General features: G+C 74.3%; 17 protein-coding genes. 3 read left to right on the top strand and 14 right to left on the bottom strand.

The window, feature by feature from the left end:
* Window positions 1-58 precede the first annotated feature (58 nt).
* The gene (locus ABD401_RS16410) at window positions 59-1,447 is read right to left on the bottom strand and encodes a calcium-binding protein (protein ID WP_344606636.1); all 1,389 of its coding nucleotides are present in this window, start codon (window positions 1,445-1,447) and stop codon (window positions 59-61) included.
* Window positions 1,448-1,486: 39 nt separating this feature from the next.
* On the bottom strand, window positions 1,487-2,602 hold the full coding sequence (ald, locus tag ABD401_RS16405; protein WP_344606634.1) for an alanine dehydrogenase: 1,116 nt from the start codon (window positions 2,600-2,602) through the stop codon (window positions 1,487-1,489).
* A 112-nt stretch (window positions 2,603-2,714) separates the two neighbouring features.
* On the opposite strand from ald, the gene ABD401_RS16400 reads away from it, so the two are divergent.
* From ABD401_RS16400 to ABD401_RS16390, 3 genes are all read left to right on the top strand, one after another.
* Window positions 2,715-3,953 (top strand): LLM class flavin-dependent oxidoreductase, encoded by a 1,239-nt coding sequence (locus ABD401_RS16400; protein ID WP_344606632.1) that lies wholly within the window; start codon window positions 2,715-2,717, stop codon window positions 3,951-3,953.
* Window positions 3,954-3,969: 16 nt separating this feature from the next.
* Complete coding sequence (locus tag ABD401_RS16395; RefSeq protein ID WP_344606630.1) at window positions 3,970-4,782, top strand: alpha/beta fold hydrolase; 813 nt, start codon at window positions 3,970-3,972, stop codon at window positions 4,780-4,782.
* A gap of 105 nt (window positions 4,783-4,887) precedes the next feature.
* A complete protein-coding gene (locus tag ABD401_RS16390; RefSeq protein ID WP_344606628.1) occupies window positions 4,888-6,207 on the top strand; it encodes a calcium-binding protein in 1,320 nt (439 codons plus the stop codon).
* A gap of 88 nt (window positions 6,208-6,295) precedes the next feature.
* Here ABD401_RS16390 and ABD401_RS16385 read toward each other — a convergent pair whose 3' ends face one another.
* The 12 genes from ABD401_RS16385 to ABD401_RS16330 all read right to left on the bottom strand — a co-directional run.
* Window positions 6,296-6,937 carry an NUDIX domain-containing protein gene (locus ABD401_RS16385; protein WP_344606626.1) on the bottom strand — a complete coding sequence of 214 codons (642 nt, stop codon included), beginning with the start codon at window positions 6,935-6,937 and terminating at the stop codon, window positions 6,296-6,298.
* Entirely contained in the window at window positions 6,934-8,613 is a 1,680-nt protein-coding gene (gene pyrG / locus ABD401_RS16380) for a CTP synthase (RefSeq protein WP_344606624.1), read from the bottom strand. The genes ABD401_RS16385 and pyrG overlap by 4 nt, the downstream gene beginning before the upstream one ends.
* A gap of 11 nt (window positions 8,614-8,624) precedes the next feature.
* Window positions 8,625-9,791: a glycosyltransferase family 4 protein gene (locus ABD401_RS16375; protein ID WP_344606622.1), complete on the bottom strand. Its 1,167-nt coding sequence runs from the start codon at window positions 9,789-9,791 to the stop codon at window positions 8,625-8,627.
* Complete coding sequence (gene murJ, locus ABD401_RS16370; RefSeq protein WP_344606620.1) at window positions 9,788-11,497, bottom strand: murein biosynthesis integral membrane protein MurJ; 1,710 nt, start codon at window positions 11,495-11,497, stop codon at window positions 9,788-9,790. Before murJ ends, ABD401_RS16375 begins: the two co-directional genes overlap by 4 nt.
* A complete protein-coding gene (locus ABD401_RS16365) occupies window positions 11,494-12,324 on the bottom strand; it encodes a hypothetical protein (protein WP_344606618.1) in 831 nt (276 codons plus the stop codon). The genes murJ and ABD401_RS16365 overlap by 4 nt, the downstream gene beginning before the upstream one ends.
* Window positions 12,321-13,271 carry a copper transporter gene (locus tag ABD401_RS16360; protein WP_344606617.1) on the bottom strand — a complete coding sequence of 317 codons (951 nt, stop codon included), beginning with the start codon at window positions 13,269-13,271 and terminating at the stop codon, window positions 12,321-12,323. Before ABD401_RS16360 ends, ABD401_RS16365 begins: the two co-directional genes overlap by 4 nt.
* Window positions 13,272-13,287: 16 nt before the next feature.
* On the bottom strand, window positions 13,288-14,466 hold the full coding sequence (gene steA / locus ABD401_RS16355; RefSeq protein ID WP_344606615.1) for a putative cytokinetic ring protein SteA: 1,179 nt from the start codon (window positions 14,464-14,466) through the stop codon (window positions 13,288-13,290).
* A 29-nt stretch (window positions 14,467-14,495) separates the two neighbouring features.
* A complete protein-coding gene (gene recN, locus ABD401_RS16350) occupies window positions 14,496-16,181 on the bottom strand; it encodes a DNA repair protein RecN (RefSeq protein ID WP_344606613.1) in 1,686 nt (561 codons plus the stop codon).
* A gap of 11 nt (window positions 16,182-16,192) precedes the next feature.
* Entirely contained in the window at window positions 16,193-17,110 is a 918-nt protein-coding gene (locus tag ABD401_RS16345) for an NAD kinase (protein WP_344606611.1), read from the bottom strand.
* Between the two features lie 59 nt (window positions 17,111-17,169).
* Window positions 17,170-17,991: a TlyA family RNA methyltransferase gene (locus ABD401_RS16340; protein ID WP_344606608.1), complete on the bottom strand. Its 822-nt coding sequence runs from the start codon at window positions 17,989-17,991 to the stop codon at window positions 17,170-17,172.
* Between the two features lies 1 nt (window position 17,992).
* On the bottom strand, window positions 17,993-18,436 hold the full coding sequence (locus ABD401_RS16335) for a prolipoprotein diacylglyceryl transferase (RefSeq protein ID WP_344606606.1): 444 nt from the start codon (window positions 18,434-18,436) through the stop codon (window positions 17,993-17,995).
* 10 nt (window positions 18,437-18,446) lie between these two features.
* The coding region (locus ABD401_RS16330; RefSeq protein WP_344606604.1) for a helix-turn-helix transcriptional regulator at window positions 18,447-18,942 on the bottom strand (496 nt) is incomplete at its 5' end.

Below are 18,942 nucleotides of genomic sequence, written 5' to 3'. Positions count from 1 at the left end.
GGACTACCGGGTCGGACTGACATAACCACTGCGACGCGCCGGTGTCAGCGTTCCGGTGTCAGCTCTCCGGGCGCCCGTCGAGGACGTCGCGACCCGCGCCGCCGATGAGCTGGTCGCGGCCCTTGCCGCCGTAGAGGACGTCGGCTCCCTTGCCGCCGCGGAGCACGTCACGGCCCCGGCCGCCGCGCAGGACGTCGTCGCCGCGCCCGCCGATCAGCGTGTCGTTGCCGGTGCCGCCGTAGACGACGTCGTGGCCCGCGCCGCCCCGGATGGTGTCGTTGCCCCCGTAGCCGTAGATGACGTCGTTGCCCCCCTTGCCGTCGATCACGTCGCCGAACCTGGAGCCGCAGATCACGTCGTCCCCAGGGGTGCCGACGATGGTGCGCGGGCCGGTGGCCTTGCGCTGGTCGAGCGCCCCGGAGCAGCCCGGGCCGCTGCTCGACCCGCCGGGTCCGACGGGCCCGGCCGGGCCCTGCGGTCCGGCCGGCCCGGCCGGACCGGTGTCGCCCTTGTCGCCCTTCGGTCCCTCCAGGGACGCGGCGCGATAGGCGATCCGGACGACGCCGTCGCCGGCCCGCACGCCCGAGTCGTTCTGCGCGGAGCCGAGCTCGGCGATCGGGGCGACGTAGCCACTGCCGCCGGCACCGCCACCACTGCCCAGGAAGTCGGACGCGCCGCCACCACCGGCCGCGAACCCGCCGCCGCCTCCGCCGCCACCCGAGGTACCGACGAGGGCGTCACCGCCGGCTCCGCCGAGCTCGTCCGTGCCGGACCCGCCCGGGGTGAAACCGGTGCCGCCGGCGCCACCGACCGGGCTGCCGGCCGTGCCGCCCTGCGCGGCGCCGATTGCCCCCGCCGCCGGACCGTTCGCGCCGGCACTGCCGCCGCCGGCGCCTCCGGTGAAGGCGCTCCCACCGCCGCCGCCCCCGCCGACGACGATGCGATCGGTCGTCGCCGTGCCGTCGAGTCGGACGTCGGAGGCGCCGCCCCCGCCACCTCCGCCGAAGTCGAGGATGCCGAAGCCGCCGGCCCCGCCGCCGTTGAGCCCGCCCGGACCCCCGAATCCGTTCCCTCCGTTGCCGCCCGCTCCCCCGACCCGGACGTGCAGAACGGTGTTCGGGACGACGGCGAAGATGCCCGCGCTCAACCCGCCCAGACCGCCGGTCGTGGCTGCGCCGCCCGGGGCGGCGCTGCTGCCACCCTGCGCCCCGGCAGCCGTGATCTGGACGCTGGTGACGCCGGCGGGAACGACGAACTCGTAGTCGGCCACGGTCGGATCGGTGTAGACGCAGGTGATGAGGCCGTACAGGTCCGTCGTGGTGCAGACGCCCGCGGTCGCGGCGTGCGCGCCGGGCGTCGCGACGGCGAGACCGCCGGCGGCCAGGGCGAGGACGGCAGCGACGCTGCGGGCGGTGTGGAGGCGTGCGGAGGCTCGTGAGGTGACCATGGCGACCCTTCGGCCGCTCGCCGCCCCAGCTGAGGACCCTCAGCCCAGGACGTCGGTCAACGGGGTCGCGGGGAGGCCGTGGGCCTCGGCGACCGGTCCGTAGACGACCTGCCCGGCGTGGGTGTTCAGGCCGAGGGCGAGGGCGGGGTCCCGGCGGGCGGCGTCGCGCCAGCCGAGGTCCGCGATCTCGAGCGCGTAGGGCAACGTCACGTTGGTGAGGGCGTAGGTGGAGGTGTGCGGCACGGCGCCCGGCATGTTCGTCACGCAGTAGAAGATCGAGCCGTTGGCCTCGTACGTCGGGTCGCCGTGGGTCGTCGGCCGTGAGTCCTCGAAGCACCCGCCCTGGTCGATGGCGATGTCGACCAGGACCGTGCCCGGCTTCATCCGCGACACGAGGTCCGACGAGATCAGCTTCGGCGCCTTCGCCCCCGGTACCAGCACCGCACCCACGACGAGGTCGGCGTCGAGCACGGCCTTCTCGATCTCGTAGGCGTTCGACGCCACCGACTGCACGTGGCCCTGGTAGATCCGGTCGGCCTCGCGGAGCTTCGCGATGTTCTTGTCGAGCAGCAGGACCTCGGAGTGCATGCCGACGGCGATCGCCGCGGCGTTCATGCCGGCGACGCCCGCCCCGATCACGACGACCTTGGCGGCGTAGACCCCGGACACCCCGCCCATCAGCACGCCGCGGCCGCCGCCCGGGCGCATCAGGTGGTACGCCCCGGCCAGCGGGGCGAGCCGGCCCGCGACCTCGCTCATCGGGTACAGCAGCGGCAGCGTGCCGTCGGGCAGCTGGACGGTCTCGTACGCGATGCCGGTGGTGCCGGCGGCGAGCAGCGCCTGGGTGCACTCCGCCGACGCGGCGAGGTGGAGGTAGGTGAACAGCACCTGGTCGGGGCGCAGCCGGCCGTACTCCTCGGCCACGGGCTCCTTGACCTTGAGCACCATCTCCCCCGTGGCCCACACGTCGTCGGCGCTCGGCAGGACCGTCGCGCCGGCCGCCACGAAGTCGGCGTCGGAGATCGACGACCCGGCGCCGGCGTCGTGCTCGACGAACACCTCGTGCCCGTGCCGGACGAACTCGTGGACGCCCGACGGCGTGATCGCCACCCGGTACTCGTGTTCCTTGACCTCGCGCGGCACGCCGATCCTCATGGACTCAGCCTAGGAGGCCCGCGGGGGCCGTCACCGAAAGGAGACATGGACTCACCGTCCCCGGGGGCCTAGCGTCGGTCGCGGCCAGCCCGCAATGGCGCGAGGAGGCGCAATGAAGGTCTCGATGGTCCATCTGATGCCGCATCGGGAACTCCCGGAGGACTTCACCGAGCGGTACAAGTCCGTGTGGGTGACCCCGCCCTGGCACGAACTCGTCCCGGACCCGCAACGGATCTCCCAGTACTACAACCACTCGATGGACGAGCTGATCCACGCGGCCCGGTCGGGCTACGACGCGATCGGCGTGAACGAGCACCACCAGAACGCCTACGGCTTCATGCCGAACCCGAACCTCATCGGCACGTCCCTCGCCCGCGAGACTTCCGACCTCGACGTAGGCATCCTTCAGATCGGCGCCACGCTGCCGAACACGCAGCCGGCGATCCGGATCGCCGAGGAGTACGCGCTGCTCGACATGGTCTCCGGCGGACGCCTGATCGCGGGCATGCCGGCCGGCACGTCGATGGACGCCAACCAGTGCATGGGCATCCCGCCGATCGAGCAGCGCGAGCGCTACTACGAGGCGCACGAGCTGATCCTGAAGGCGTGGCAGTCGAAGGAGACCTTCGCCTTCAACGGCCGCTACAACCAGCTGCCGTCGGTGAACATCTGGCCCCGGCCGCTGCAGGACCCGCACCCGCCGGTCTGGATCCCGGGCCTCGGCTCGCTGTCGACGTGGAAGTTCGCGGCGAAGCACAATCACAACTACTGCATGCTCTCCTTCTTCGGCTCCCAGCTCGGCAAGAAGGTGATGGACGGCTTCTGGCACTTCGTCGACGAGGAGGGGCTGGACCGCAACCCCTACCGCGCGGGCTTCGCGCAGATGGTCTGTGTCGCCGACACCGATGCGCAGGCGGAGAAGCTGTTCAGCAAGCACATCCGCTACTTCTTCGACAAGTGCATGCACGTGCCGCTCCCCTGGTGGGGTCTGCCCGGACACCTCGACCACGCCAGCCTCGCCAACGGCATCCGCAGCGGGTCGGCCATTCGCCAGATGGAGATCATGGCGAACTTCAAGAACTTCACCTACGCCGACTTCGTCGACAAGGACATCGTCATCGCGGGCAGCCCGGCGACGGTGGCGGACAAGCTCGTCGGCGCGGTGAAGGATCTGCGCGTCGGAAATCTGATGGTGCTTCAGCACATCGGGTCGATGCCGCACGAGCTGACGAAGGACTCGATCTCGTTGTTCTGCCAGGACGTCCTGCCGAAGCTGCGCGACATCTGGGACGACGAGGGCTGGGTCAACCACTGGTGGCCGGCCAAGCTCCGTGGCCCGCGAGCGGTCTGAGGCGAGGGAGACGACGATGCAGCACTCTTCCGTCCACGACGTCCGGACCCTTGACCTCGAGGTCTGGGACGGTGACGTCCGCACCCAGGTCCTCGTGGCCGGCGACGGGCCGCCGCTGGTGTTCCTGCACCCGGTGCTCGGGCTGCAGTGGGACCCGTTCCTCGACACGTTGGCGCAGACCCACACGGTCTATGCGCCCTACCTGCCCGGCACCGCTCCCGGGGAGCCCGACGCGCACAAGCCGATCACCGACAACTACGAACTCACCCTCGTCTACGAGGAGATCCTCACCGCGTGCGGGATCTCGTCGGCGGCGGTCGTCGGGCACTCGTTCGGCGGAATGGTCGCGGCCGACCTCGCGGCGACGTTCCCCGACCGCGTCACGTCGATGGTCCTTCTCTGCCCGATCGGGCTCTGGACCGACGGCCGGCCGTTCCAGAACCCGTACCTGCTCGAGCTGCCCGAACTCGCGGCGGCAGCGTTCGCCGATCCGACCGGGCCGGTCGCGCAGGCGGCGCTGGCGATGCCCACCGATCCGGAGGCCCTCGGTGAGGTGCTCATCGCGCTGCAGTGGGCGATGGGCGTCGCGGGCAAGTACTGGTGGCCGATCCCCGACCGCGGCCTGAGCCGGCGCATCCACCGGATCACCGCGCGCACGCTGGTGATCTGGGGTGCCGAGGACAAGATCATCTCCCCCGAGTACGCGCACGACTTCGCGCGCTTGATTCAGAACGCGCGGGCCGAGGTGCTCTCGGGTGCCGCCCACGTCCCGCAGCTCGAGCGGCTCGACGTCGTGGGGCCGATGGTGACGGAGTTCCTGGCGGGCTGAGTCCGCAACTTCTGCTGCGCGGCGCGCCCGTCCGGACGCTCGGACGGGCGCGCCGCGCCGCACCAGATGCGAGGTGCCGGAGCCGTGGGGCACTAATTTCGCCGGGTGGCCGCCGAGATCCCGGTCTTTCGCCCCCTCGCGCTCGCGATCGTGCTGGGGTGCGCTGCCGTGACCGTCGCGGAGTCCGACGCATCCCCGGAGCGGCTCCCGGCCGCCTGCACCCAGGTCGACGCGCGCCTCGTCTCGTGCCTGTACACGACCCCGTCCAACTCCCCCGTCGCCTTTCGGGTCCCGGACGGCGTCTCCTCGATCACGATCACCGCCCGCGGCGGCACGGGCGGGCCAGGGGCGTCCGGTGGCCGGGGTGGCCGGGCCGGCATCGTCACCGCGACGCTCGCGCTGGCCGTCGGCACGAAGCTCGACCTCTACGTCGGCGCCCGGGGCGAGCCGGGCCGGATGCCCGACGCCCGCCGCGAGCCGACCGGCGGCGCCGGTGGGGTCAACGGCGGCGCACCCGGCGGCGGCGTCTCGACCGACACGGGGGCCGGCGGCGGCGGTGGGGGTGGCGGAACCTTCGTCATGTACGCGGGTCAGGACCCGACGGACGCCTCGACCGTGCCGCTCCTCGCGGCCGGGGGCGGCGGCGGGGGCGGCGGACGCGCGTCGGGCGCCGGATTCGGTGACCGCGGACCCGCCGGGTTGAACGGCGGCGACGCCGGTGGCGCGGCCGGCCGGCACGAGGGCAAGGACGGCCGCGGGGCCCGGGCGACCGACGCCGTTGCCAAGGGCGGCGGGGGCGGCACCGACCTCGACGGCGGACTCGGCTCGATGGCGACCCGGTACTCGACCCCGGCCGTCGGCGGGGCGAAGGGCGTCGGCGGCGCCGGGGCGAACGCCGCGGGTCTCGGTGCCGGCGGCGGTGGTGGCGGTGGCTTCTACGGCGGCGGAGGCGGCGGGGCCGACGGAGGTCCGCAGGCCGCGTCCCCGCCCGGCCTGGGTGGTGGTGGCGGCGGCAGCAGCTTCGCCGACACCCGGGTCGCCACGTCGGTCCGGTTCTCGCTCGGCCCGTCCGGGCTGCTGCAGGACGGCGTCGTCCAGGTGACGTTCGTGCCGCCGGCCGCGGCCCAGGAGTCCTCGGTCCCGGAGGGGACGCCGCAGTGCGCGGGCAAGCCCGCGACGATGGTCGGCACCCCCGGCGCGGACCGGATCGTCGGTACCCCGGGTGACGACGTCATCGTCGGCCGGGGCGGCGACGACGAGATCGACGGCAAGGGTGGGCGCGACATTCTCTGCGGCGGCGCCGGCAACGACACTCTCCGCGGCGGCCCCGGTGACGACGTGATCATCGGGGGGCCCGGCCGTGACCGCGGCTTCGGCGGCCCCGGCCTCGACTCCTTCGACGGCGTCGAGGAGATCAGCTACTGACGCGCCCTACCTCGTGGCGCGCACTGTCAAGAAAGGGTGACACCCCTTACTGCGCAGTAAGGGGTGTCACCCTTTCTTGACAGGGGGGTCAGGCGGGGCGGTCGCGCCAGGGGGCGGTGGCGGGGCGGAGCGAGTCGAGCCCGCCGGCGGTGAGGACGTTCTGGAGGGCGAGAGAGCCCATGACCACGAGCGGGTTGTGGAGGCGTCCGCCGAGGACGCCGGTGACGACGTCGGACAGGGCGACCCAGCGCAGCTCCATGTCCGCCTCCTCGTGGACCGCGGCGCGGCGCTCGCCGTCGGCGGGACGCACGCCGCGGGCGAGGTAGATCCGGACGGCCTCGTCGCTGATGCCCGGCGAGGTGTAGGCGTCGAGCAGGACGCGCCAGTCGCGGGCCTGGAGGTGGGCCTCCTCCTCGAGCTCACGCTTGGCCGCCGTCAGCGCCGACTCGTTCTCGTCGAGCAGCCCGGCGGGGAACTCCCAGAGGCGGCGCTGGACCGGGTGCCGGTACTGCCGCAGCATGAGGATCTTCGGGGTGTCCTCGGAGTCGTCGAGGACGAGGATCCCCACCGACCCCGGGTGGACGAGCACGTCGCGCTTGGCGACGAGGCTGCCCGGCATCGCGACCTCGTCGACGCGCATCGACACGACGCCGCCGGTGAAGGCGGTGGCGGAGTCGAAGACCTTCCAGGCGTCGTCGGTGTCGGCCAGTGGAGCGGCGGACGAACTCAACGCGCCACCGCGTACTCGGACTGCTGCGGCGGGTTCGAGCGCTCCTTGCGGCGCACGAGCCCGGCCTCGATCAGACCGGCGAACAACGGGTGGGCGCGCGTCGGGCGGGACCGGAACTCCGGGTGCGCCTGCGTCGCGACGAGGAACGGGTGGACGTCCCGCGGCAGCTCGACGTACTCGACGAGCCGGCCGTCGGGCGACGTGCCGCCGAAGACCAGGCCGGCGCGCTCGATCTGCGCGCGGTACTCGTTGTTGACCTCGTAGCGGTGGCGGTGGCGCTCGGAGACGTACGGCTCGCCGTACAGCTCGCGGACGATCGACCCCTCGGCCAGCTTCGCCGGGTAGAGGCCGAGACGCATCGTGCCGCCCATGTCGCGCTCGCCGGCCACGACGTCACGCTGGTCGGCCATCGTCGCGATCACCGGGTGCTGCGCGGCCGGGTCGAACTCCGCGGAGTTCGCGCCTTCGAGCCCGGCGACGTCGCGCGCGTACTCGATCACGACGCACTGCAGCCCCAGGCACAGGCCGAGCAGCGGGATCTTGTTCTCGCGGGCGTACTTGATCGCGCCGATCTTGCCCTCGATGCCGCGCACACCGAACCCGCCGGGGACGCAGATCGCGTCGCACTCGTCGAGCTGGGCCGCGGCGCCCTCCGGCGTCGCGCACTCGTCGGACGGGACCCAGCGGATGTGGACCTTCGCGTCGTGCGCGAAGCCGCCGTGGCGCAGGGCCTCGGTCACCGACAGGTAGGCGTCGGGCAGGTCGATGTACTTGCCGACGAGGCCGACGACCAGCTCGTTCGCCGGGGTGTGGACGCGGCGGAGCAGGTCGTCCCACGCCGTCCAGTCGACGTCACGGAACGGCAGGCCGAGGCGGCGCACGACGTAGGCGTCGAGGCCCTCGGCGTGGAGGACCTTCGGGATGTCGTAGATCGACGGGGCGTCGACGGCGGCGGCCACGGCCTCCTGGTCGACGTCGCACATCAGCGAGATCTTGCGCTTGACGTTGGACGGGATCGGGCGGTCCGAGCGGCAGACGATCGCGTCCGGCTGGATACCGATGCTGCGCAGCGCGGCGACGGAGTGCTGGGTCGGCTTGGTCTTCAGCTCGCCCGACGGCCCGATGTACGGGACCAGCGAGACGTGGAGGAAGAACACGTTGTCGCGGCCGACCTCGTGCCGCACCTGGCGCGCGGCCTCGAGGAACGGCAGCGACTCGATGTCGCCGACCGTGCCCCCGATCTCGGTGATGACGAGGTCGACGTTCTCGCCGCCCATGCGGCGGATGCGTGCCTTGATCTCGTTGGTGATGTGCGGGATCACCTGGACGGTGTCGCCGAGGTACTCCCCGCGGCGCTCCTTGGCGATGACGGCGGAGTAGACCTGACCCGTCGTCACATTCGCGGAGCCGTGGAGCTCGGTGTCGAGGAACCGTTCGTAGTGCCCGACGTCGAGGTCGGTCTCGGCACCGTCGTCGGTGACGAAGACCTCGCCGTGCTGGAACGGATTCATCGTCCCGGGGTCGACGTTGAGATAGGGATCCAGCTTCTGCATCGTGACCCTCAACCCGCGCTTGGAGAGCAGGTTCCCGAGGGAGGAAGCGGTGAGTCCCTTACCGAGCGACGACGCAACGCCGCCGGTGACGAACAGGTGCTTGGTGATGTGCGGCGCCGCCATGGAACTCCAGCCTACGGGATCGGCGGGGGTGCCCCGTCACGCCACTCACGATAAAGCTTGATCAACTCCTGTTGCACCGTCGTTTCGTCGGGCCAGGCAGCGCTGCGGAGCCGGCCCGCCGCCGCCAGTTCGGCGGCCAGTTCGGGCTCGGTGAGGACCCGCCGGACCGCCGCGGCCAGGGCGGCCGGGTCCCCGGGCGGGACCAGCAGGGCGGCGTCGCCGACCAGGGCCGGGACCCCGCCCACGGCCGTCGCCACCAGCGGCACCCCGGCCCGCAGGGCCTCCTGCGCCACCAGCGCCCGGGCCTCCCAGGTGCTGGAGAGGACGACGGCGTCCGCGGCGGCGAGCAGGTCGGCCACGTCGCGGCGGGCCCCGAGCAGGCGGACGTCCAGGCCCTCCCGGGCCACCTGGGCGGCCAGGGCGTCGGCCAGCGGCCCGTCCCCCGCGATCGCCAGGACCGGCGCCGGCTCCGCCGCGGCCCAGTGGCGGGCAGCCGCCAGCATCGTCGGGTAGTCCTTCTGCACGGCCAGGCGGCCGACCGCGAGCAGCAACGGCCGCTCGGCCGCCCCGAGCTCGGCGCGAACCTCCGCCGGGTCCCGGGTGGCCGGCGGCAGGGGCGGCGCGGCGACCGCCCCGAGCCGGGCGTGCCGGGCGCCGGAGCGGCGGGCGCGGTCGACCAGGTCCGCGGAGGCCCCGAGGGTCAGGTCCGCCCCGCGGGCGGCGACGGCCTCCAGACCGTGCTGCAGCGCCCGGCGGGCGCCCGCGACGACCGGCACGTTGTGCCAGGTCGCGACCAGCCCGGGTCGCGGCCGGCCGGCGGGGGACGTCCGGCCGGCGGGGGACGTCCGGCCCCGGGCACGGGCGGCCGTGCGCGCCGCCACGGCGACCGCGGCGGCCCGGAGCCCGTGGGCGTGGATCACCGTCGGGCGCCAGGAGGTGATCGCGGTGGTCAGGGCGCGGACGGTCGCGACGTCCCCGGCGCTCGGAGCTCCCCCGATCTCGACGGCGTGGAACACCGCCCCGGCCCGGCTGAAGCCGAAATCGAGGTCGCCGCGTTCCGGCCCGGCGACGGCGACGGGGATGCCGGCCGCCACGAGGCCGTCGACGACCGAGCGCACGTGACGCCCGATCCCGCCCGTGCTCCCGGCGAGGACGAGCAGGACCCGCGGCTCGCTCATCGCGCCCGCCCCTCGGTGGAGATGTCATCTCCACGAGACGGGGCCGATCCGGTGGAGATGTCATCTCCAAGGGTCGGGGCGGCGGGGCGCAGGCTGCCGCGGACGGCGAGGAGGGTCCCGCGGTCGCCGAGGGCGACGACGGCGAGCAGGACGGTCCCGGCGAGGGCGGCGCAGGCGGCGGTGCCGACCAGACCGCCGACGAACCCGGCGTCGTCGAACCGCGCGCCGAGCGGGGCACCGACGGCGGCGCCGGCGAGGCCGCCGAGCAGGGCCGTGACCGCGGTCCGGGGCAGGCCGGCGACGGCTGCCCGGCCGGAACGGTGCACGACGGCGGCCAGGAGCAGGACCGCGGCCACCGTCATGCCGATGGCGTTGCCGATGCCGAGGGCGAGAACGGTGTGCCGCTCGGCCACGGCGGCGACCAGCGCGACGTCCGCGACCACGACCACGGCCCAGCCGGTCGTGGCGGCGCGGGCGGCGGCGCGGCCGTGGTGTCCGGCGTAGAGAACCCGTGTCAGGTGCGCGACGAGCCCGTAGCCGACCAGCCCGGGCGCGAACGCCGCGATCCCGGCGGCGAGCGCGTCAGGGTCGTTCGAGCCGCCGTTGGAGGCGAACACCCGAGACGCGGGGACCGCGGCGGCGGCGACCAGCGCGGCGCCGGCGGCCGCGGCGACGAGGACCGCCCGCGTGGTGCCGGCCGTCAGCCGGGCGAGGCGCTCGGTCTCCCCCGCCTCCGCGGCTGCGGCGAGGCGCGGGAAGGCGCTGGTCGCGATCGGCACGGCGAGCACGGCGTAGGGCACGAGGTAGACCGCCCAGGACCACACGTAGGCGGTCAGGGCCCCGGGGTCGCCGGCGTGGTTGGCGAGCAGCGCGATGACGACCAGCGCGCCCTGCTGCGCCAGCAGCACGGCCAGGCCCGCTCCGGCGAGGCGCCGCACCTGGGGCAGCACGCCGGGCGGGAACGTCAGCGTCGGGCGGACGGTGACGCCGGCGGAGCGGATCGGCACCGCGACCGCGATCGCCATCGCCACGACGCCCAGCGTCGTGCCCACCGCAAGGGCGGCCTCGGCCGAGCGCGGGATCGCGTCGGCGGCCCGCTCGCCGTCGGCCAGCGCGACGAAACCGAGGTACGCCCCGATCACGACGAGGCTGGACACCAGCGGCGCCGCGGCGGCGGCGAGGAACCGGCGGTGGGCCTGGAGCGCGCCCCCGAGGACGACCGCGAGGCCGTAACAGAGCAGCTGCGGGGTGAACATCAGCAGCATCCGCGTCCCGGCGTCGACGGCGCCGGGGCAGTCCACGTCGTTCCCGAGCAGGACGCGCACGACGGGCCGGGACAGCAGCGCGAGCACGAGGGTGACGGGGACGAGGAGGGCGAGCGTCCACGACAGCAGGGCGGACACGGTGCGGTCGACGGCGGCGCGGTCGGAGCGCGCCACGGCGCCGGCGAGGACGGGGACCACCGCCCCGGCGAGCGCTCCCCCGGCGACGACCTCGAACAGGACGTTCGGCACCAGGTTCGCGGTGTTGTAGGCGTCGGCGAGGCAACCGCCGCCGACGGTCTTGGAGAACACGACCCAGCGGCCGAGCCCGACGACCCGGGCGACGACCGTCACCACCGCGACCGTGACCGCCCCGCCGATCAGGCCGGCGGCGAAACCCCGGGCCAGGGAGGGAGGGGGCGACGGCGCGGCCGGGTCGCTCACGTCGCGGTCGGGTGGGGCACGCGGCCGAGTTCGTCGAACCAGCGCAGCGGCGGGGTCGCGGCGATGACGCGCGTGAAGCTGATCTTCTCGCTGGCGGCGGTCAGGGCGGCGAGGCCGAGCAGATGGACGAGGCGGCCGCGGGTGCCGTAGCGCAGCAGGACGGCGGTGCCGAGCGCGGCGCCGAGCGCATTCGCCCCGGCGTCGCCGAGCATGGCCTCCTCACGGAGGTCGGCCGGCAGCAGACCCGCGGCGGCGCCGAGCGGCCCGGCGAGCAACGCCCCGGACGGTCCGCCCGCCGCCACCAGCGGCGCGTGCAGGAGCCCGAACTTCAGCGCGCGGCCCGGGCGCAGGTCGAACAGGTTGGCGAGGTTCGCGTACCCGGCGACGACGGCCCCGCCGATGAGGGCGTCGCGCGGTCGCACGGAGACCAGGGCCGCCGCGGCGAGCGAGGTCGCCCCGATGCCGCCCGCCTTGACCGCGCCGCTGGTGAGCCGGCCCTCGCGCAGGGCGGCGAAGTGCCCGGCGAACCCCTTGGCCTGCTGGGTCCGCAACCCGCCGAGGTCGTCGTAGGCACCGATCGCGCCGGCGCCGAGGATCGCGAGGGCCCCGGCCGCGCGGGCCGGCGCGGACAGCCCTGGGGTGAGTGCGACGGAGGTCGCGGCGCCGGCGGTGTAGGCCGGTCCCTCGAGCAGGGTGAGGCTGCGGCCGCGGTGGTTGATGCGTTCCCAGCGCCGGTCGGACCCGCGGCGGCGCCGGGCGGCCGCGTAGGCGCCCCGCGCGGCGAGGGTGCCGAGCGTCGCGGCGAGAACGGTGGATCGGGTGCTCATCGTTTCCCCGGGGCGGGTTCGGGCGGCAGCGGGGCGTCCGAGGACGTCGCCGCGCCATAGTGCCCGGCCCCGCCCCTCATCTGCTCGACGAGCGCGAAGACCAGCGCGACGCGGCCGAAGACGGCCTCGACGGTGTCGACGGTGCTGATCGTGCGCCGGGTCGCGTTGTCCTTGCGCAGCGCCTCCATCGCGGCGCCGGTCGCGGCCTTGGTCGGTGCCGCGACGACGACGCCGTTGCCGGCGGCGTCCAGCGCCGCGGCCAGCGCCGGAAGCCCGCGGGCGACCCGGTCCGGGGTCGTGGGCGCCGGGTCCGTCGGCGTCGCGAGCAGGATCACCGCGAGGTCGGCACGGTCCGCGAGGTTGTTGCGCGAGAGGAAGCCGCCGCGGTCGAGCTGCTCGAGGAACGTCTTCGCGGTGGGCGCGACCGCACGGTCCGTCCCGCCCTTGGTCAGCAGCGCCCCCGCGAGCTGGACGGCCGCCGGCTGCCCGCGCAGCTCCGGGATCGCGTGTTTGCGGACGATCTCCTCACGGGTCTGGGCCTTCGCCGGTCCGTCGCCCTCGTCGTCGGCCGTGGCGAACCAGTTCTCGGAGACGCTGAGGCGGCCGGTCACCCGGGCGCCCGCCTTGCCGAGGATCTCGGTGAGCCCGTCCGCGTCCCCACCGGCGGCGCCGGGCATCGTCACCAGCAGCACGCGCTGGCCGGCGAGGCGACCGGTGAGCAGCCGGTCGTCGAGGGCGTCGAGGTAGCTGTTGCGGTACGCGACCTCGTTGCGGGCGGAGTCGAGGTCCCGGCGCAGGTTGTCCTTCTCGGTCTGCTGCTGGGAGATCGTCGAGCGCTGCGAGTCGATCAGCGACTGGTTCAGCAGGGAACTGCCCACCAGGATGCCGGTCGCGAGCGCCATGAAGACAGCGATCAGCGACACCAGGTGGTAGCGGAAGGAGACCACAGGACGATCTTGCCGCCTAGACCTTGTTGCTCAGCCAGTAGGTGAAGTCGCCCCACTGGTCGGAGAGGGTCGTGCCGATCGCGCGACCCGACGGGGAGGCCGTGAACGCGACGGCCATGGTGACCAGACACGCGAGGAGCAGGAAGGCCAGCTGCCAGTTGCTGACCCGCGACCGGTACAGCCGGGACACGCCCTTGGCGTCGACGAGCTTGCCGCCCACCCGCAGCCGGGTCAGGAACGTGCTCGCCATGCCGGCGCGGCCCTTGTCGAGGAACTCGTCGAGCGTGGCGTGCGTGCCGACGGCGACGATCAGGCTCGCCCCGCAGTCGTCGGCGAGCAGCATCGCGACGTCCTCGCTGGTGCCGGTGGCCGGGAAGACGACCGCGTCGAGGCCGAGGGCCTGCAGCCGCTCAAGACCCGGGGCGCGTCCGTCGCGGTAGGCGTGGACGACGAGTTCCGCGCCGCAGCACAGCGCCCGGTCCGAGACCGAGTCCATGTCGCCGACGATGAGCTGCGGGGTGTACCCGGCCTCCAGCAGCGCGTCGGCGCCGCCGTCGACGCCGATCATCACCGGCCGGTACTCCTGGATGTAGGGGCGCAGCGTCGCGATGTCCTCGCGGTAGTGGTGCCCGCGCACGACGATCAGCGCGTGGCGGCCGTCGAGGTCCGTGGTCAGGTCCGGGATCCCGACACCGTCGAGCAGCAGCGAGTGCTCACGCTCGAGGTACTCCATCGTGTTGGCCGCGAAGGCGCGCAGCTGGTCCGAGAGCCCCTCGCGGGCCTTCTCCATGGCCTCGGCGACGTCCTCCGCGGTGCGCACGACCCCCTGGCCCACCGCGTCGGTCCCGCGGTACAGGGTGCCGCCCTCCAGCCGCAGGACCTCCCCCTCGACGACGAACTCGAGCAGGTCCGCGCCCGCGTCGTCGATCAGCGGGATCCCGGCCTGCAGGAGGATCTGGGGCCCGAGGTTCGGGTAGCGCCCGCTGATGCTCGGGGCGGCGTTGACGACCGCTCGCGCGCGGCAGGCGACGAGGGCCTCGGCGCTGACCCGGTCCAGGTCCTCGTGGTCGATGACCGCGATCTCGCCGGGACGCAGGCGCTTGGTGAGGTTCTTGGTGCGCCGGTCCACCCGGACCACCGCGGAGACTCCGGGGTCGGAGTTCACCCGCGCCCGGGTGCGGTGCGGCCACCTCATGACCGGGATTCTCCCACGTCAGAGGCCAGTTACCCCTCGGCGGCCGCGGCGAGCAGTTCCTCGGCGTGGGCCCGGGCCGCGGCGGAGTCCTCCTGGCCGGCGAGCATGCGCGAGAGCTCCCGGACGCGGTCCTCCCCCTCGAGCACGGTCACCCCGGTCCGCGTCACGCGCCCGTCGTCGGCCTTGGCGACCAGCAGGTGGCGGTCGGCGAACGCGGCGACCTGCGGGAGGTGGGTGACGACGAGGACCTGCGACGTCCGGGCGAGCGCGGCCAGCCGCCGCCCGACCTCGACCGCGGCCTTGCCGCCGACGCCGGCGTCGACCTCGTCGAAGACGAACGTCGGGACCGGGTCCGCGCCGGCGAGGACCACCTGCAGCGCGAGCATGATCCGGGAGAGCTCACCACCGGACGCCGAGCGCTGGATCGGGCGCGCCGGTGCACCCGGGTGCGGGGCGAGCAGCAGCTCGACCTCGTCCGCGCCGTCGCGGCCGAACTCGGCCGGCGTCACCGCGACGGTGAACGCGGCCTTGGGCATCGCGAGCCCGGCCAACTCGGCGGTGACCGCCTTCGCGAGCCGGTCGGCGGCCTTGGTGCGGGCCTTGGTCAGGGCGGCGGCCAGGGTCGTGCGCTCGGCGTCGAGGCGGGCCTCCTCGGCGCGCAGCTCCTCGGTCGTGTCGCTGTCGGTGTCGAGCTCGAGCAGTCGGGCCGAGCCGGACTCGGCGTAGGCCAGGACGTCGGCGATCGTCTCGCCGTACTTGCGCTGCAGCCGCCCGAGGTCGGCGAGCCGTTCCTGCGCGCTCTGCAGCCGGGCGGGGTCGACCTCGACGCCGGCGGCGTAGGACGCGAGGTCCGCGGTGACGTCGGCGAGCAGGTAGGAGATCTCCGCGACCCGCTGGGCCAGCGCGGCCAGCTCCGGGTCGTGGGCGGACATGGCGTCGAGGACGTTGCGGGCGTTGCCGACCAGCGTCGCGGCGTCGGTGCCGCTGCGCTCGGCGTCCGTGAGCAGCAGGTCGTGCGCGCCGGTCGCCGCGGCGCGCAGAGCGTCGGCGTGGGCGAGCCGCTCGATCTCCGCGGCGAGACGGACGTCCTCGTCCGGCTCCGGGTTCACGGCCTCGATCTCGGCCAGGCCGAGGCGCAGCAGGTCCGCCTCCTGCGCCCGTTCCCGCGCGCGACCGGTGATCTCGGTCAGGCGGGCGCGGACCTCGAGCAGCTGGTCGTGGGTCCGCCGGTACGCGGTCAGGGCCTTGGCCACCGGGTCGCCGCCGTAGCGGTCGAGCAGTTCGCGCTGCCGGGTCGGACGGAGCAGCCGTTGCTGGTCGTGCTGGCCGTGGACGGCGACGAGGTCCTCGGCGAGCTCGCCGAGCAGCCCCACGGGGGCGGACCGGCCGCCGACGTAGGCCCGCGAGCGACCTTCCGCGGTGACCGTGCGGCCGAGGAGAAGGACGTCCTCGTCGAGCTCTCCCCCGGCGTCGATCGCGCGGGCGGCGACGGCGGAGTCGGGCGCGACGCGGACGCGACCCTCGAGCACGAGACGTTCGGCGCCGGTCCGGATCAGGCCGGAGTCCGCCTTGCCGCCGAGCAGCAGCCCGAGGGCGGTCATCACCATCGTCTTGCCCGCGCCGGTCTCGCCGGTCAGCACGGTGAGGCCGGGACCGAGCTCCAGCACGGCGTCCTCGATCACGCCGAGCTCGCGGATCGCGATCTCCTCCAGCACCTGATGCCCCCTCAGGTTCCGGTGTCAGGGTCGGTCCGGTGCTCGGCGGCGCCTCGCCAGCCGCGCACCGGCAGCTCGAACTTGCGGACCAGTCGGTCGGTGAACGGCGCCTGGTGCAGCCGGGCGAGGCGGACCGGCACGGCCCCGCGGACGACCTCGACCCGCGCCCCGGCCGGCAGCGGCCAGGTCCGGCGGCCGTCGACCCAGAGCACGCCGTGCGGGGTGTCGGACTGCACCTCGACCGCGAGCCGCGACCGCGGCGACACCACGATCGGGCGCGAGAACAGCGCGTGGGCCGAGATCGGGATCATCAGCAGGGCGTCGACCTCGGGCCACACGATCGGGCCGCCCGCCGAGAACGCGTAGGCCGTCGAGCCGGTCGGGGTCGCACAGACGACGCCGTCGCAGCCCCACCGGGACAGCGGGCGTCCGTCGACCTCCGCGACGACCTCGAGCATCCGGTCGCGGGCCGCCTTCTCCACCGACGCCTCGTTCAGCGCCCAGGTCGAGGCGACGAGCTCGCCGTCGACGGTGACGGTGACATCGATCGTCATCCGTTCCTCGACGGTGTAGTCGCGGGCCACGACGCGGTCGACGAGTTCACCGAGCTCCTCTCGCTCGGCCTCGGCGAGGAACCCGACGTGGCCGAGGTTCACCCCGAGCAGCGGGATCCCCGGGTCGCGGGCCAGCTCGGCCGCGCGGAGCAGGGTGCCGTCACCCCCGAGGACGAGCGCGAGCTCGCAGCCCGCCGAGGCGGCGCCGTCGGCGGCGACGACCTCGATGTCGGGGAGCAGCAGCGCCTTGGCGTCCACCTCGGTGGCGTGCAGCGCGATCCCGGCCTCCAGCAGCCGGGTCGCCGCCCGGCGCGCGGCGTCCAGGGCGTCCGGGCGGCCGACGTGCGCGACCAGCAGCACCGTCCGCTGGTCCACCGGGCCTCCTGCATTCGGGGGTGCTGCGTTCGGGGGTGCTGCGTTCGGGGGTGCTGCGCTCACTGGGGTCCTGCCTCGATCGCCGCCGCCAGGTCGGCGTCGTCCAGGGGTGGAGCACCCGCGGCCATCCAGAGGAAGTATTCGACGTTCCCGCTCGGTCCGGGCAGAGGGCTCGCCGTGACTCCGCGGATCCCCAGGTCCAGTTCAGCGGCGGCGGCTGCGACCGAGCGCACGGCCTCGGCCCGCAGACCCGGGTCGCGAACCACCGCGCCGGCCGGGAGGTTCGCCTTCCCGACCTCGAACTGCGGTTTGACCATGAGGACCAGGTCCGCGTCCGGCGCCGCGACCCCGGCGAGGGCGGGCAGCACCTTGACCAGGGAGATGAACGACAGGTCCGCCACGATCAGCTCGGGCGGCGGGTCCCCCGCTTCCTCGGGCGTCAGCGTGCGGACGTTGGTGCGGTCGCGGACGGTGACGCGTTCGTGCGACTGGATGGACCAGGCGAGCTGGCCGTAGCCGACGTCGACCGCGACCACGTGCGCGGCGCCGCGGCGGAGCAGGACGTCGGTGAACCCGCCGGTCGAGGCACCCGCGTCCAGGCAGTGCCGGCCCTCGACCCGGGGGCCGCCGCCGGGCCGGGCGTCGAACGCGTCGAGCGCGCCGGCGAGCTTGTGCCCGCCCCGCGAGGCGTAGTTGGGGTCGGAGTCGTCCTCCGCGACCACGATCGGGTCCGCGGACTCCACCTGCGTGGCGGGTTTGGTCGCGGTCCGGCCCGCGACGCTCACCCGGCCGGCCGCGATCATCTCGGACGCGTGCTCCCGCGAGCGGGCGAGCCCGCGCCGCACGAGTTCCGCGTCGAGGCGCAACCTCCGCGGAGCCACCTCAGCCCTGGTCGAGGTTCGCCAGGGCGTCCTGCAGACCGCGATGAACCTCGTCGTAGACGGCCACGTGATCGACGGTCGGCAGCTGCTCGATCCCCGCCAGCTTGTTCAGCACCTCGTCGACCCGCGCGTCCCCGGTCTCCGGCAGGTCCGCCGCCGCTGCGATCTCCTCGACGAACGGCTCCGGCTCGTCCGGGATCCCCGCGGGCTCGTCGGCCGGGAAGTCCTCGGCCGCGTCGTCGACCGCCTCGTCGACTGCCTCGTCGACCGCCTCGTCAACCGCAGGCTCCCCCTCGGCGGAGACGTCGTCCCCGGGCTCGGCGGGGCGCTCGGTGGAGATGTCATCTCCACCGTCGTCGCGGATCTCGGTGGAGATGTCATCTCCAACGGCGCCCACGGGGGCGGATTCCTCCTCCGCGGCGGGGTCGGTCCAGGCGTCGGTCACGGCGGCCACGCTACCCGGACCCGGGCAGCAGGCGGCTCGGTGCCGTGCCGTACGCGGCCTTGAACGCCCGGCTGAACACCGCCGGGTCGCTGAAGCCCCAGCGGCGGGAGATCTCCGCCACGCCGCCCTGCCCGGTGACCAGGTCGTGGCGGGCGCGTTCGAGCCGCTCCGCCCGGAGCCACTGCCCGACCGTCCGGCCGGTGCCGGCGAACAGGCGGTGCAGGTGACGCGTCGAGATGAAGTGCGCCGCGGCGATCGTCTCCGGGGACAGGTCCGGGTCCGCGAGATTCGCGCGCAGGTAGGTCTCGATCCGGGCCCGGAGGCGGGCGTCCGCCGGCGGTGGGGCGGGACGGGCGGTCCCGGCCGCCGTGACGGCGAGCCCGGCGACGCGGCGGGCCAGGTCGGTCGCGTCGGCGCGCGGGTCGCCGGCGATCGTCGGCGCGTTGCCGGCGAGGTCGCGCAGCATCCGGCTGACGACGCCGGAGAAACCGTCCCCGCCGCCGAGC

The sequence above is a fragment of the Sporichthya brevicatena genome (assembly GCF_039525035.1).
Lineage (GTDB): Bacteria > Actinomycetota > Actinomycetes > Sporichthyales > Sporichthyaceae > Sporichthya > Sporichthya brevicatena.
The sequence above is the reverse complement of the archived record's forward strand: the minus strand, read 5'-3'. Positions and strand labels throughout refer to the sequence as shown.